Source organism: Mesorhizobium sp. LNHC252B00, from assembly GCF_000502955.1.
Classification (GTDB): Bacteria; Pseudomonadota; Alphaproteobacteria; order Rhizobiales; family Rhizobiaceae; genus Mesorhizobium.
Map to the genome: position 1 here is coordinate 44816 of NZ_AYWO01000004.1, position 13879 is coordinate 58694.

12 protein-coding genes and 1 tRNA gene are annotated in these 13879 nt (G+C 61.3%); 10 read left to right on the plus strand and 3 right to left on the minus strand.

Features of this window, described 5'->3' with window-relative positions:
• Window positions 1-186: 186 nt before the first annotated feature.
• The 6 genes from X744_RS162430 to X744_RS162405 all read left to right on the plus strand — a co-directional run bounded on the left by X744_RS162430 (window position 187) and on the right by X744_RS162405 (window position 5171).
• Window positions 187-1176, plus strand: a complete 990-nt coding sequence (locus tag X744_RS162430) for a glycosyltransferase family 2 protein (RefSeq protein ID WP_198032193.1) — start codon at window positions 187-189, stop codon at window positions 1174-1176.
• Window positions 1169-1870 carry a class I SAM-dependent methyltransferase gene (locus tag X744_RS162425; RefSeq protein WP_023758031.1) on the plus strand — a complete coding sequence of 234 codons (702 nt, stop codon included), beginning with the start codon at window positions 1169-1171 and terminating at the stop codon, window positions 1868-1870. The genes X744_RS162430 and X744_RS162425 overlap by 8 nt, the downstream gene beginning before the upstream one ends.
• A gap of 10 nt (window positions 1871-1880) precedes the next feature.
• On the plus strand, window positions 1881-2315 hold the full coding sequence (locus X744_RS162420; RefSeq protein WP_245266474.1) for a GtrA family protein: 435 nt from the start codon (window positions 1881-1883) through the stop codon (window positions 2313-2315).
• A 38-nt stretch (window positions 2316-2353) separates the two neighbouring features.
• Entirely contained in the window at window positions 2354-3835 is a 1482-nt protein-coding gene (locus X744_RS162415; RefSeq protein WP_023758033.1) for a hypothetical protein, read from the plus strand.
• Window positions 3836-4029: 194 nt separating this feature from the next.
• Window positions 4030-4914: a PDZ domain-containing protein gene (locus tag X744_RS162410; RefSeq protein ID WP_023758034.1), complete on the plus strand. Its 885-nt coding sequence runs from the start codon at window positions 4030-4032 to the stop codon at window positions 4912-4914.
• A gap of 183 nt (window positions 4915-5097) precedes the next feature.
• Window positions 5098-5171 (plus strand) — tRNA-Gly (locus tag X744_RS162405).
• A gap of 7 nt (window positions 5172-5178) precedes the next feature.
• On the opposite strand, the gene X744_RS162400 is transcribed toward X744_RS162405, so the two are convergent.
• Window positions 5179-6168, minus strand: a complete 990-nt coding sequence (locus X744_RS162400; protein WP_023758035.1) for a LysR family transcriptional regulator — start codon at window positions 6166-6168, stop codon at window positions 5179-5181.
• Between the two features lie 312 nt (window positions 6169-6480).
• Between X744_RS162400 and chvE the strand changes: the two genes are divergently transcribed.
• The 4 genes from chvE to araD1 all read left to right on the plus strand — a co-directional run bounded on the left by chvE (window position 6481) and on the right by araD1 (window position 11692).
• A complete protein-coding gene (gene chvE / locus X744_RS162395) occupies window positions 6481-7551 on the plus strand; it encodes a multiple monosaccharide ABC transporter substrate-binding protein (RefSeq protein WP_023758036.1) in 1071 nt (356 codons plus the stop codon).
• A 123-nt stretch (window positions 7552-7674) separates the two neighbouring features.
• Complete coding sequence (gene mmsA, locus X744_RS162390; RefSeq protein ID WP_023758037.1) at window positions 7675-9207, plus strand: multiple monosaccharide ABC transporter ATP-binding protein; 1533 nt, start codon at window positions 7675-7677, stop codon at window positions 9205-9207.
• Window positions 9204-10496, plus strand: a complete 1293-nt coding sequence (gene mmsB, locus X744_RS162385; RefSeq protein WP_023758038.1) for a multiple monosaccharide ABC transporter permease — start codon at window positions 9204-9206, stop codon at window positions 10494-10496. The genes mmsA and mmsB overlap by 4 nt, the downstream gene beginning before the upstream one ends.
• A 203-nt stretch (window positions 10497-10699) precedes the next feature.
• A complete protein-coding gene (gene araD1 / locus X744_RS162380) occupies window positions 10700-11692 on the plus strand; it encodes an AraD1 family protein (RefSeq protein WP_023758039.1) in 993 nt (330 codons plus the stop codon).
• Window positions 11693-11850: 158 nt separating this feature from the next.
• Here araD1 and X744_RS162375 read toward each other — a convergent pair whose 3' ends face one another.
• Together X744_RS162375 and X744_RS162370 are read right to left on the minus strand one after the other, a co-directional pair.
• Entirely contained in the window at window positions 11851-12582 is a 732-nt protein-coding gene (locus tag X744_RS162375; protein ID WP_050589492.1) for an ABC transporter substrate-binding protein, read from the minus strand.
• A 141-nt stretch (window positions 12583-12723) separates the two neighbouring features.
• A complete protein-coding gene (locus tag X744_RS162370; RefSeq protein WP_023758041.1) occupies window positions 12724-13818 on the minus strand; it encodes a 2'-deoxycytidine 5'-triphosphate deaminase in 1095 nt (364 codons plus the stop codon).
• Window positions 13819-13879: the final 61 nt, after the last annotated feature.

Genomic DNA, 13879 nt, shown 5'->3' on the forward strand with positions numbered 1-13879 from the left:
ATGGCGAACACCTCGAGCGAGGCATTGGCGTGGCCGCAAGCAGCGCCAAGACGTGGCAGCCGGCCAATGGACACGTCCGATCCCGCTGGCTTATCTGTTTTCTAACCAATTGCCGCTATTGCCAATCGAATAGCGGGAGCAAGGCCTTTGGTGGAGACGCAGAAAAACACCGCGCGACGCGGCGTCATGCTGTCGGTGGTCGTCCCATGCTACAATGAGCTGGACGGGGTGGCCGAACTGCATCGACGGGTGACGGCGGCATGTCTGGAACAGGGCTCCTCGTATGAGATCGTCCTTGTCATCGATGGCGCCACCGACGGCTCGCGAGATGCTATTTTCAAGCTGGCCGAAAAGGACGATCACGTCGTCGCCATCGACCTTGCCCGGAACTACGGCCACCAGATCGCGTTGAGCGCGGGGCTCGAATTCTGCCGCGGCCAGCGCATTCTCATTCTCGATGCCGACCTACAGGATCCGCCTGAATTGCTCGGCGCGATGATGGCGAAGATGAACGAAGGCTTCGATGTCGTTTACGGCCAGAGGCTGAGCCGCGACGGGGAAAGCTGGTTCAAGCTCACCTCCGCTTCGATGTTCTATCGCTTGCTGCGCCGCATGGTCGACGTCGAGATCGCGCCGAATTCCGGGGATTTCCGGCTGATGAGCCGCCGCGCGCTCGACCATCTGAACGCGATGCCCGAGCGCTACAGGTTCATTCGCGGCATGGTGAGCTGGATCGGGCTGAAACAGGTGGCCTTCCCCTATGAGCGGCACCGGCGCTTTGCCGGCACCACCCATTATCCCCTGAAAAGGATGGTTCTTCTGGCGATCGACGCGATGACCAGCTTTTCCATCGCGCCCCTGCGGTTCGCCTCGCTGCTCGGAATGATGTTCGGGCTTCTGGGTCTGTTCGTGCTCGGCTACACGCTGTTGGAATGGTCGGTCGGAAACGTGCTGCCCGGCTGGACCAGCCTTGCCGCGATCATGCTGATCCTCGGCAGCATCCAGCTCATGGTGCTTGGCATCTTCGGCGAGTATCTCGGGCGCATGTACATGGAGACAAAGCGGAGGCCGCTCTACTTCGTCAACGAGGTCGTTTCGCGCAGCCAGGCAGCCGAGGACGAGGAACTGCCCGTCCATCGCCTGCAGGAGATGGCAAAGAGGGCCGCACGTGCTTGAGGCGGAGTTCGACCAGTTTGCGCGGGAATATCAGGAGCAGCATGCCGCCAGCATAAGGCTGAGCGGCGAAACGCCGGATTTCTTCGCCAAGTACAAGATCGACGACGTTGCCGCGACGCTGCGGCGGACTGGTGTGAAACCCCGGCGCATCCTTGACTTCGGCGCCGGTGTCGGCAATTCGCTCGGCCATATGCGCAACGCGTTTCCCGACGCGGAGATCACCTTGCTCGATCCTTCGCGGGAATCGCTCGACATCGCCAGCAAGCGCTTTCCCGGCCTGGCCGCCTTCACGCATTTCAATGGCACGACAATTCCTTTTGCCGACGGCAGCTTCGACCTCGCCTTCGCGGCTTGCGTCTTCCATCACATTCCCGAGGACCTGCAGATCGGGCTGCTCGCGGAGATCGGCAGGGTGCTGGCCGATGGCGGCAGCTTCTTTGTTTTCGAGCACAATCCGTGGAACCCGCTGACCACGCACGCGGTGAGAAACTGCACCTTCGACGAAAACGCGGTCTTGATAACCTCCCGCGAGATGCGCAGGCGTATTGCCCAGGCAGGCCTTGCCAATACAAGGATCATCTACCGGATTTTCTTCCCTCGACTGCTTGCGAGGCTGAGGCCATTCGAACGTTTCCTCACCAAGGTACCTGTCGGAGCCCAATATTTTGCGCATGTGGTCAAGCCTGCCGTTTGACGTCCCGAGGATGCTGCGATTTGGCGCCGTCGGCCTGTTCAACACGGCGCTGGGATACGCGGTCATTCTGGCCGGGCTTGCGCTGGGTCTGGGCGATATCGTTGCCAACGCCTCGGGCTATGCCGCAGGCCTTGTCCTCGGCTTCTTCCTCAACCGCCAATGGACCTTCCGCAGAGCCGATGGCTTCCGGCCCGGAACTGCGCTGCGCTATGGAAGCGTCTTTCTGGTCGCCTACAGCATCAACCTGGCCGTCGTGATCGCCGCCCGTTCGGCTGGCATCTTCGAAAACCCATTGGTCCACCTCGCGGGCATTTGCGTCTATTCGGTTGTCTTCTACCTCGGTTCGGCCCGCTTCGTGTTCGTGGGTGGCGGAGACGACAGCGCCGACCGGACGGTTAGGGTGGCCGATGGCCCCCGGCGGCAGCCGGCCAGTCGAACACCTTGAACCAAACTGTCATCGGAAACGATTAGAGGCGGCGCACCATGAACGACGCTCAGGCCAGCATGGCGGCCGCCACATACAACGATCGGAACAGGCTGATCTTCTGCCTGCTCGCAGCCTGGGCGATGGCGGGAGCACTGGCTGCGCAGGCGGCTTCCACCCTGCAGGATCCCGACAGTTGGTGGCAAGTGAAGGTCGGGCTGGATTTCCTGGCAAACCGGACATTCCCGACAGTCGATCCCTATTCCCACACTTTTGCCGGCCAGCCATGGATTGCCAAGGAATGGCTGGGCCAGGTCCTGTTGGCCCTTGCCTACCGGGCAGCAGGCTGGAACGGGGTGGTCACCCTGATCATCGCCTCGATTTCGCTGACGGTTTTCCTGATGGGGTGGTTTCTCAGCGCGTGGCTGAAGCCGATCCTGGCGATTACGCTCGCCTTCGCCGCAATGTTCCTGATCAACCCGATCTTTACGGCGCGTCCGCATGTCCTCACCTTCCCGATCATCGTCATCTGGACTGCGGTGCTATTTGGTGCGGCAAGGGAAGAACGGGCGCCGCCCTGGTGGTCGCTTGTGCTGGTTGTGCTGTGGGCGAACCTGCACGCCACCTTCACCTTGAGCTTCGTCATCGCAGCGTTCGCCGGTCTCGATCTGCTGGCGCGCACGGGCATGTCAAAACCCGCCCTCCTGGCGAAATGGATCGCCTTCGGCCTGCTTTGCCCGCTGGTCAGCCTGATCCACCCCTATGGCGTCCAGGCCATCCTGGCGACGCTTGGCGTGGCCTACGGCAACGAGGCGGTGTCGCTGATCACGGAATGGAAACCGTTCAGCCAGCCGGACAGCCCCGTCCAGGAAGCTGCGATATTGCTGGCGCTTTTCGGGCTTCTGGTGTCACGGTTGCGGATTGGCTGGGTCAAGGCGTTGTTCGTCGTCTTCACCTTGCATGTCTATCTCGCCCATGTGCGTTTCATGTATCTGTTCTTCCTGCTGATTCCCCTGGTGATCGCAGTCGAGGTCGCACAGCAATTTCCCCGGCTTTCGGCCACCACGTGGCTGGTGGACAAGCGCGACGGATTGGAAAAATTCCTTGCCAGGCGCTTCTACGCGATCTGCGGCGCGGCAGCCGTTTTGCTGATCGTCGCGGTCGCCGTGCTCGGCAGCGCCTACCAGGTCACGCCGAGCCCGAAGACGTCGGCCAGCGGGGCGCTGGCATTCGCCGAAAGTCATCATCTGTCCGGCAACGTGCTGAATTCCTACAATTTCGGCGGCACGCTGATTTTCCACGGGATCAAGACCTATATCGACGGGCGGACGGACCAGCTGTTTCTGGGCGGTTTCACAAAAACCGATGACGAGACGGGACACAGCGACGGCAAGCCGCTCCTCGAAGCCCGGCTGAAGAAATACGCAATAGGCTGGGCATTGCTGTCGACCGGCGACAGCCGCATCCCCTTCTTCGACCAGCTTGGCTGGAACCGGGCCTATGCGGATGATTACGCGGTGATTTACCTGCCCGGCGCCTGATCGTGCCGCGTGCCGGCGCGAACCGGCTTCGCCAGCATTCGAACCTTGGCATGCGGCATGCACTGATCGTCAGAAAAATCAGAGAAATAGTCCCGGAAAGTCGTCGACGTTAACTTCATGCCTAGCTAATTCATGCTAACGCTGCCGGCTGGTGATGCTGGAGGGCTGGCATCCCACAGGGGATGACGTCAATTATGTTCATGTTAAAGCGACGGGCCGGAAAATTTTCCAAGGCCGTTTTCAGTCTGGCCTGGGCGCTGCATCTGGCAGCAATTCCGATTTCCTATTCGACAAACGCATACGCGCTCAACGGCGATGTCAAGCTGCCCAAGCCTTATATTTCCAGGGCGATCGAAGCGGTCCTGCTGCCGATCAATGGCACTGTACGCAAGGAGTTCAAACTCAAGCCACACGCCCACGGCGTCCTTGTGCTGTCGGTGAAGCCTGGTGGCACCGGCGAAAAGCAAGGCATCAAGCCTGGCGACGTGATTGCCAAGGTCCACGGCCACAAGATCTACAAGCCGATCGATGTCGATACGGTGGTCTACCATTGGGCCAAAGCAGGCAAATCCGACTTCCGATTCGACTGCTATCGCGATGGCAAGTCCTACAACTCCAATGGCACGATCACGCTTAGCAGCTACGAAACCGCCGTCGATGTCGTCACTGTCGCGACGTGGACAAGCTGGTCTGTCGCAACTGCCTTCAGCTATTCGGAGTTCTACAGCGAATATAGCCAGGAGATGACTGCCACCTACGAATCATCCGAGACGACGGTGGAGGCGACCGCCTCTTCCGAGGAATTCACCTCCGAGGCCAACAGCGAGGCTACCGACGAGAGCTCGGACAGCAAAGCGGACGCAACAGCTGACGGCGCGAGCGATTCGGCGACGGAGCCGAGCGATCAGGCAGAGGCTTCCGGAACCGACGACACCGATGCTCCCGCCGCGGAAGACAATTCCGACGGCGGCGACGATGGCGATGCCGCCGACGACAGTTCCGGCGACGATGATTCCGGCGGCGGGGATGACGGCGGTGGGGATGACGGCGGTGGCGACGATAGCGGTGACGACGAGTAATCCGCCAGCCTGCCGGCTACCGGATCGGCAGAGATATTCAGATGTTGGGTTCGAGCGCACGGCAATCGCTTCGGGTTAATTTGTCACCTTGCCGATGCTGGCACCCAGTCTGACGCGACTGGCTTGGGTTCGGGCGGCTTTGCGGTTGCCCGAGCCTGTGCCGTCATGATAACCAGAACGCGCGCGGGTATGATGTAATGGTAGCTTGTCAGCTTCCCAAGCTGAACGCGCGGGTTCGATTCCCGCTACCCGCTCCAGCTGCTGTCATCCCACCTCTCTCAGAATGAAATCGTGCAGCATCTTGGCGGCTGGCGACAGCGCGCGGTTCCTCACAGTGATCAGACTGTAGGGCCTGACCTCAATGTCGAATTCGGTTTGGACGACATCGATGGCGCCGGCCAGCCCGTCGGGATTCTGGATGAACTTCGCCACCTGGATCGATACCGGCGCAATGGCATCGGACTGCGCAACCATGACCAGGGTCAAGAGCAGTGAGCTGGTGTTGAGGATGCGATCCGGCAAGGCGATGTTGCGGTTGAGGAAATTGCTCTCCATCGCCTGGCGCAAGGGCGAGCCGCCCGACTGGAAAACCCAATCATAGGCGGCGGTGTCTTCCAGCCGCACCGGCTCGCCCTTGGTGAGCGGATGGCCGCGGCGCACGATCAGGCAGGCCTTCTCGACGCCGATGACGCGCGACTCGAACAGCCGCGGGTTGAGATCATCGGGGATGCGCGCGATGATGAAATCATGGCGCGTGGCGATCAGCTCGCGCGCCAGCACGTTGGAGGTTTCGACCTGCATGGTGATCTCGATGCGCGGATAGATGCGGCGGATTTCGCGGATTGCCGGCACCGCCAGCTCGATCGCCGGCGCCGTTACGGCACCCAGGAACACCGCCCCTCCCTTGCCTGCCTTGAGCTCGGAAATCTCACGATCGACCTCGCGCATCTCCTGCAGGATCGACCGCGCGCGCCTGGCCAAAGCTTTGCCGTAGGGCGTCAAGGTTATGCCGCGCGGCAGTCTCTCGCACAGCTTGACCTCCAGCACCGCCTCCATCTCGCCGATCATGCGCGAGGCCGCCGGCTGCGAAATGTTCATCACCTGGGCCGCCGCGCTGACCCGGCCATGGTCGTCGAGCGCGACGATCATTCGCATGTGACGTAGACTGAGACCGCTGCGCAGAAGGGTTTCGCCATCGCCCGGTTTTTCTTTGTAACGGTTTGAACCTGAACCAGAATTCCGCAGCGCAGGCATTGCGTTTCCCCTACTTGCCCTTACCGTCGCCGGAGAACGCGCCGGTCGATCTCGCCTCTTAGTGCATACCAAATGTGATATAGCAACCATCAAAGATCGCATTTGACAGTTATGGCAAAGGATCACACCCTTCGCGCGTTCCGAGACGTGACGGTCGATGACGAGAAAAATCGTATCGATTGAAATCAGCGCCTCGGGGCCATGGGAGGATACCGGAGATCCAAATGACGGCAGCAGTGCTTTGGCACTTCTGCACGATTGCGCGGCCCGCGACCCCCGGGGTGCCGCGTCCATCAACCAGGGAGAGTTATAGTGAAAATCATCAAGACACTGGCCGCAGTCGCGGCCCTTGGCATCGCTGCCATGACCTACTCGGCGCATGCAGCCGACAAGGGTCTCGTCGGCGTGCTGATGCCGACCAAGACCTCGCAGCGCTGGATCAATGACGGCGACGCCGTCAAGTCCCAGCTCGAGGCTCTCGGCTACACTGTCGACCTGCAGTACGCACAGGACGACATTCCCAACCAGCTCAGCCAGTTGGAAAACGAGATCACCAAGGGGCCGAAGGCGCTGATCATCGCCTCGATCGACGGCACCACCCTGTCGGATGCGCTGCAAAAGGCCGCTGATGCGGGCGTCGTCGTCGTTGCCTACGACCGCCTGATCAAGAAGACCGGCAATGTCGACTACTACACCACCTTCGACAATTTTGGCGTCGGCGTCATCCAGGCGAATTCGCTGGTCAAGGGCCTCAAGGAGCGTTTCCCGAATACCAAGCCGTGGAACGTCGAACTGTTCGGCGGCTCGCCGGACGATAACAATGCCTTCTTCTTCTACAACGGTGCGATATCCGTCCTGCAGCCGCTGATCGACGACGGTTCGGTCAAGATCAAGTCCGGCCAGACCGGCATGGACAAGGTCGGCACGCTGCGCTGGCTCGCCGCCACCGCCCAGGCGCGCATGGACAATCTGCTGTCGGCCAACTATTCGGACGGCAGCCGCGTCGATGGCGTTCTGTCGCCCTATGACGGCCTGTCGCGCGGCATCACCGCCTCGCTGCGCGCTGTCGGCTACGGCACGGACGCACAGCCCTGGCCTGTTGTGACCGGCCAGGATGCCGAGACCGCCTCGGTCAAGCTGATCATCTCGGGCGAGCAGTACTCGACCGTGTTCAAGGACACCCGTGAACTGGCCAAGGCGACCGTCCAGCTCGTCGACAAGGTGCTCTCGGGCGGCAAGCCGGACGGGCTTGATGAAAAGACCTACAACAACGACGTCAAGGTCGTCCCCTCGATCCTCTTGACGCCACATGACGTCGACAAGTCGAACTACCAGGCACTGGTCGTCGACTCCGGCTACATCAAGGCCGACGAACTGAAGTAACCCCGGTTACAAAGTCAGGGGTCCTGCGCAACGCAGGGCCCCTTTTCGTTAACCAGCGAGCCCGGTATTGTTCACCGACCTCGCCGGCAGTGTTTGCCGACCTCTCAAGGAGCGGTAGTCCCCATGGTCTCGACGATTTTGGAGATGCGCGACATCACCAAGACGTTCCCCGGCGTGAAGGCGTTGTCGAATGTCAACCTCAGCGTCGAGGAAGGCGAAATCCACGCCGTGGTCGGCGAGAACGGCGCCGGCAAGTCGACGCTGATGAAGGTGCTGTCGGGCGTCTATCCCACAGGCACCTATGACGGCCAGATCATCTTCAACGCCCAGGAATGCCACTTCAAAGGCATCCACGACAGTGAACACAAGGGCATCGTCATCATCCACCAGGAGCTTGCCCTGGTGCCGATGCTGTCGATCGCCGAAAACATTTTCCTCGGCAACGAGCACGCCAGATACGGCGTCATCGACTGGAATGCCAACGAGGCGCGCACCAGCGCCCTGTTGAAGAAAGTGGGCCTCAAGGAGGACCCCAAGACGCTGATCACCAATATCGGTGTCGGCAAGCAGCAGCTGGTCGAGATCGCCAAGGCGCTGAGCAAGGAAGTCAAGCTGCTGATCCTCGACGAGCCGACGGCATCGCTCAGCGAAAAGGATAGCCAGGCGCTGCTTGACCTTCTGCTCGAATTCAAACGGCAAGGCATGACCTCGATCCTGATCTCGCACAAGCTCAACGAGGTGAACCGGGTCGCCGACAAGGTCACCGTCATCCGCGACGGGCGTACCATCGAGACGCTGGCCAAGAAGGACATCTCGGAAGACCGCATCATCACCTCGATGGTCGGCCGCTCGCTCGACGACCGCTATCCGCCGCGCGAGCCTGACATCGGCGAGGTCGTGTTCGAAGTGAAAAACTGGTCGGTCTATCACCCGCTCCACGCCGAGCGGCAGGTGATCAAGGGCATCGACATCAATGTGCGCAAGGGCGAAGTGGTCGGCATTGCCGGATTGATGGGCGCCGGCCGCACTGAATTCGCGATGAGCTTGTTCGGCCGCTCCTATGGCCGCCATATCACTGGCGAAGTTCTGCTCAAGGGCAAGCCGATCGATGTTTCCTCGGTGAGCAGGGCAGTCGAACACGGCATTGCCTACGTCACCGAGGACCGCAAGACCTTCGGTCTCAACCTCATCGACCATATCAAGCACAACATCACTCTGGCCAATCTCGGCGGCGTGTCGCGCCATGGCGTGATCGATGACCTGGGCGAGCTCTCCGTCGCCAACGACTATCGCGGGAAGACCAATATCCGCGCTTCCAGCGTCTATCAGATGACCGGCAATCTTTCCGGCGGCAACCAGCAGAAGGTGGTCCTGTCGAAATGGCTGTTCGCCGACCCGGAAGTGCTGATTCTCGACGAGCCGACGCGCGGTATCGATGTCGGCGCCAAATATGAAATCTACACGATCATCGCCCGCCTCGCCGCCGAAGGTAAGGCGATCGTGGTCATCTCGTCGGAAATGCCAGAACTGCTCGGCATCACCGACCGCATCTACGTCATGAACGAAGGCCGCATCGTCGGCGAAATGCCCGCGGTGGACGCCAGCCAAGAAAAAATAATGCGCGCCATCGTTCGGGGAGAAGGAAAAGCAGCATGAGTACAGAAAGCGCCCCCGCCCCGCAGAGCAGCGTTGCCGAAGACGTGCAGCAGCGCCCCCGTATCGCCGTCTCGGCGCTGACGACGAACCTGCGCGAATACGGCCTGATACTGGCGCTGATCGCCATCATGGTGTTCTTCCAGTTCACCACCTCCGGAACGCTGTTCAAGCCGGTGAACCTCAGCAATCTGGTGCAGCAGAACTCGTTCATCATCGTGATGGCGCTGGGCATGCTGCTGGTGATCGTCTCCGGCCACATCGATCTCAGCGTCGGCTCCGTCGCCGGCTTCATCGGCGCACTGGCAGCGATGATGATGGTCATCTGGCCGCTCGGCCCATTGAGCAATCCGCTGGTGGTGTCGATCATCTGCCTCATCGTGGGTGGCGCGATCGGCGCGGCGCAAGGCTACTGGATCGCCTATCACCGAATACCGAGCTTTATCGTCACGCTGGCCGGCATGCTGATCTTCCGCGGCATCTGCCAGGCGCTGCTGGGCGGCGGATCCTCGGTGGGACCGCTTCCCGACGGCTTCAAGGCGCTCAGCTCCGGCTTTATCCCGGATGTCATCGGGCCACTGACGCTTATCCCGCCGACGGTGAACGCGGCCGGCAAGACCATCATAGGCAGCGGACTGACGCTGCACATGACGACGATCGTGCTAGGGCTGATCGCTGTGCTGGCCTACGCCTATTTCGGGCTGAGCACACGACGCAAACGCGAACGCCATGGCTATGAGGCCGAGCCTTTTCCCCTGTTCGTCATCAAGACGCTGGTTGGCAGCGCGCTGGCACTGTTCCTGGTCTACCAGTTCGCCAGCTACAGGGGCCTGCCGGTGGTGCTGCTCGTCATGGGCGTGCTGATCTCGCTGTTCGTCTTCGTCACCAAGCGCATGACCATCGGCCGCCGCATCTATGCAATGGGCGGCAACGCCAAGGCGGCGCAGCTGTCGGGTATCAAGACAGAGCGGCTCACGCTGATGGTGTTCGTCAATATGGGCGTGCTGTCTGCGCTTGGCGGCCTGATCATAGCGGCGCGGCTGGGACAAGCTGTGCCGGCGGCCGGCCTCGGCAGCGAGCTCGACGTGATTGCGGCCGTGTTCATCGGCGGCGCCTCGGCGATGGGCGGTGTCGGTCAGGTCATCGGCGCGGTTGTCGGCGGTTTCATCATGGGCGTGATGAACAACGGCATGTCGATCATGGGCGTCAATGTCGACTGGCAGCAGGTGGTCAAAGGCCTGGTGCTGCTCGGCGCCGTGATCTTCGACGTCTACAACAAGAACAAGGCTTGAACAGGTTTTAGGCGAGGCAAGCAGGAGGCAAACGATCGCGGCGCTGCTGGTAAACCTGCCGGCGTAAAGAAGTCCTTCAAGGACCAGGCCCGCGAGCGCAATCCGGACGAAGAGTTCAACCCGTGGCGCGGCGAGATCCGAGCCGCGCAGGTTAAGGTTTGCCAAATGGCAACCGGGCCAAGACAAATGAGAGAGGATCCATCATGCTGATCTCCCAGATTCTCGATGACGCCGAGACCATCCGTGTCGTTGCCCGCAACGGCGGCAAGACCCGGATCATCAATGGCGCCCGCAGCGTGTACTCGCTGGCGATGGAGGCCGCCCGCACCGGCGTCGGCCTCGTCGCGCTGATCGAGCGCAAGGGGCTTGGCGAAACGGTCGATCTCGAGGCCGCCTATAAGAAGGGCCGGCTGCTGTCGCCGATCAACCATCCAGACCCGGCGCATCTGCACCTGACCGGCACCGGGCTAACGCATCTGGGTTCGGCCGCGACACGCGATTCCATGCACAAGAAGCTCAGCGCCGACGGCGAGGAGCAGCTGACCGATTCCATGAAGATGTTTCGCATGGGGCTGGACGGCGGCAAGCCCGCGAAAGGCCAGATCGGCGTGCAGCCGGAATGGTTCTACAAGGGCAACGGCACGATGGCGGTGGCGCCAGGCGCGGCGCTCCTGTCACCGGCCTTCGCCAACGACGCCGGCGAAGAGCCTGAGGTGGCCGGCATCTACGTCATCGGCGATGATGGCGCGCCCTTCCGCGTCGGCTTCACGCTGTCGAACGAGTTTTCCGACCACGTCACCGAGCGCGTGAACTATCTCTTTCTCGCCCATTCCAAGCTGCGCAACGCTTCGTTCGGCCCGGAGATCCTGATCGGCGACCTGCCGTCCGATATCAGAGGCACCTCGCGCATCGTGCGCGACAACGACGTGCTGTGGGAAAAGCCGTTCCTGTCCGGCGAAGCGAACATGTCGCACACGATCGCCAATCTCGAACATCACCACTTCAAATATGCGGCTTTCCGCCAGCCGGGCGACGTGCATGTGCACATGTTCGGCACGGCGACGCTGTCCTTCGCCGACGGCATCAGTACTGAAGCGGGCGACGTGTTCGAGATCGAGGCCAAGGATTTCGGCCTGCCGCTGCGCAATCCGCTCGAGATCGAACAGCCGGTGAAGGTGGCGGTGAAGGCGCTTTGAAAGGGTGATCTCCCCCGGGGGGGATGTCACCAAAGGCGACAGAGGGGGTGCCTCGCGTGAAGCGCCAACCTCCATCTGTCGCAAGAAGGTTGCATCCGGTCGAGCCGACCCCCTCTGGCCTGCCGGCCATCTCCCCCTCAAGGGGGGAGATTTCTGCTTCAATAGATATCGAAGTCGAAATACTTAGCCTGGATCTTCTTGTAGGTGCCATCGGCGACAATCGCGTCGATGGCCGCATTGAGCTTGTCGCGCAGTGCCGTGTCTTCCAGGCGGACGGCAATGCCGGCTTGTGTCTCCGTGCCCTTGACGTCGCCGACCAGCTTGCAGCAGCCCTCGCTTGCCTTCTTCAGCCAGTCCATCAGCACGAACTTGTCCGAGATCACGGCGTCAAGCCGGCCGTTGGTCAGGTCGGTGATCGCTTCTTCCTGGGTCGGGTAGAGTTTGGCCTCGGCGCCCGCTTTGCCATAGGTATTCTGGGCATAGTCGGCCTGAGTGGTCGAGGCCTGGGCGCCGACTGTCTTGCCTGCAAGCGCCGCCGGTTCGGTCGAGGTGAGGTCGCTGTCCTTCGGCGCCACCAGAGCGAGCGGTGTCGTGTAGTATTTGTTGGTGAAGGAGACCTGCTTCTTGCGCTCCTCGGTGATGCTCATCGAGGCGATGATGGCGTCGAACTTCTTCGCTTGCAGGGCCGGAATGATGCCATCCCAGTCCTGTGTGACGATTTCGCACTCGACCTTCATCTGCGCACAGAGCGCGTTGGCGATATCGATATCGAAGCCTTCGACTTTGCCGTCCGAGGTGATGGTGTTGAACGGCGGATAGGCGCCCTCGGTGCCGATCTTGATTTTCTCAGCTGCCTGCACCGACAGAGAGCCAGCCGCCATCGCCAGCATGGCAGCGCCTGCTGCCGATATGATCCATTTCGAAATCTGCATTTTCTTGGTTCCCCTTGAACGCCGCCAGCTTGACGACCAGGAAGGCAACCAAGCATGGCGAGCCAGCCCAGGCAAGTATTTTGCCTGTGGGTAATGGGTTCAGCGCGCGGGGCGGAAATGCTTTGACAGCTTCAAACCCTGCGCCTGGTAGTTGGAGCCGAGATCGGTGCCATAGAGCGCCTGCGGCCGCTTCAGCATGTGCTCGTAGACCAGCCGGCCGACGATCTGGCCATGGTCGAGGATGAACGGCACTTCGTGGCTGCGCACTTCGAGCACCGCCCGGCTGCCGGTGCCACCGGACGCCGAATGGCCGAAGCCCGGATCGAAGAAGCCAGCATAGTGGACGCGGAATTCGCCGACCAGCGGATCGAAGGGCGTCATCTCGGCGGCGTAGAGCGGTGGCACATGCACCGCTTCCTGGCTCACAAGAATGTAGAATTCATCGGGGTCGAGCACCAGTTCGCCAGCGCCGCTCTTGTGGATCGGCTCCCAGAAGTCGACGACCTCCTGCGCGGCGCGCTTGTCGACATCGACGAGACCGGTGTGATGCTTGCCGCGGTAGCCGACCAGACCGCTTTGATCGCCGTTCAGGTCGATCGACAGCGCGATGCCGCCGCCGGAAATGTTGGGCGGATCCGTCGCGACCAATATCTGCGCGCGATGCAACTGGTGCAGTTCGGCTTCCGACAGCAGCGCATTGCCGGTGCGGAAACGGATCTGCGACAGTCGCGAACCGGTGCGCGCGACGATCGGGAAAGTGCGCGGGCTGACCTCCAGAAAGAGCGGGCCTTGATAGCCGGCGGCGATCTTGTCGAACTCGTGGCCGCGATCAGTCATGACGCGGGTAAAGATGTCGAGCCGCCCGGTCGAGCTCTTGGGATTGGCAGAGGCCGAAATCTTGGCTGGCAATGCCAGGCTTTCGAGCAAGGGCACGATATAGACGCAGCCGGTCTCCAGCACCGCGCCCTCGGTCAGATTGATCTCATGCAGCTTCAGCCGGTCAAGCTTTTCCGAAACCTTGTGGTTGGGACCCGGCAGGAAGGAGGCACGCACCCGCCAGGCCTTGTCGCCGAGCCGGAGATCAAGACTGGCCGGCTGGATCTGGTCGGCATCGAGCGCACGCGCCGACTTCAGCGCGCCGGACTGGAAGAGCGCCGAAATGTCCTGATCGGGAAGAATGCCTGTTTGCCGCAAAGCTGACTCCGCTGCAACGCCGCTGGTACAAACCTCTTAATCAAGCCGGCAATTGACGCAA

Coding starts and splice junctions, on each gene's coding strand:
- mmsB (WP_023758038.1), top strand. CDS start 9,204: ATGAGTACAGAAAGCGCCCCCGCCCCGCAGAGCAGCGTTGCCGAAGAC.
- X744_RS162400 (WP_023758035.1), bottom strand. CDS start 6,168: ATGCCTGCGCTGCGGAATTCTGGTTCAGGTTCAAACCGTTACAAAGAA.
- X744_RS162410 (WP_023758034.1), top strand. CDS start 4,030: ATGTTCATGTTAAAGCGACGGGCCGGAAAATTTTCCAAGGCCGTTTTC.
- araD1 (WP_023758039.1), top strand. CDS start 10,700: ATGCTGATCTCCCAGATTCTCGATGACGCCGAGACCATCCGTGTCGTT.
- X744_RS162420 (WP_245266474.1), top strand. CDS start 1,881: ATGCTGCGATTTGGCGCCGTCGGCCTGTTCAACACGGCGCTGGGATAC.
- X744_RS162415 (WP_023758033.1), top strand. CDS start 2,354: ATGAACGACGCTCAGGCCAGCATGGCGGCCGCCACATACAACGATCGG.
- X744_RS162375 (WP_050589492.1), bottom strand. CDS start 12,582: ATGCTGGCGATGGCGGCTGGCTCTCTGTCGGTGCAGGCAGCTGAGAAA.
- mmsA (WP_023758037.1), top strand. CDS start 7,675: ATGGTCTCGACGATTTTGGAGATGCGCGACATCACCAAGACGTTCCCC.
- X744_RS162430 (WP_198032193.1), top strand. CDS start 187: ATGCTGTCGGTGGTCGTCCCATGCTACAATGAGCTGGACGGGGTGGCC.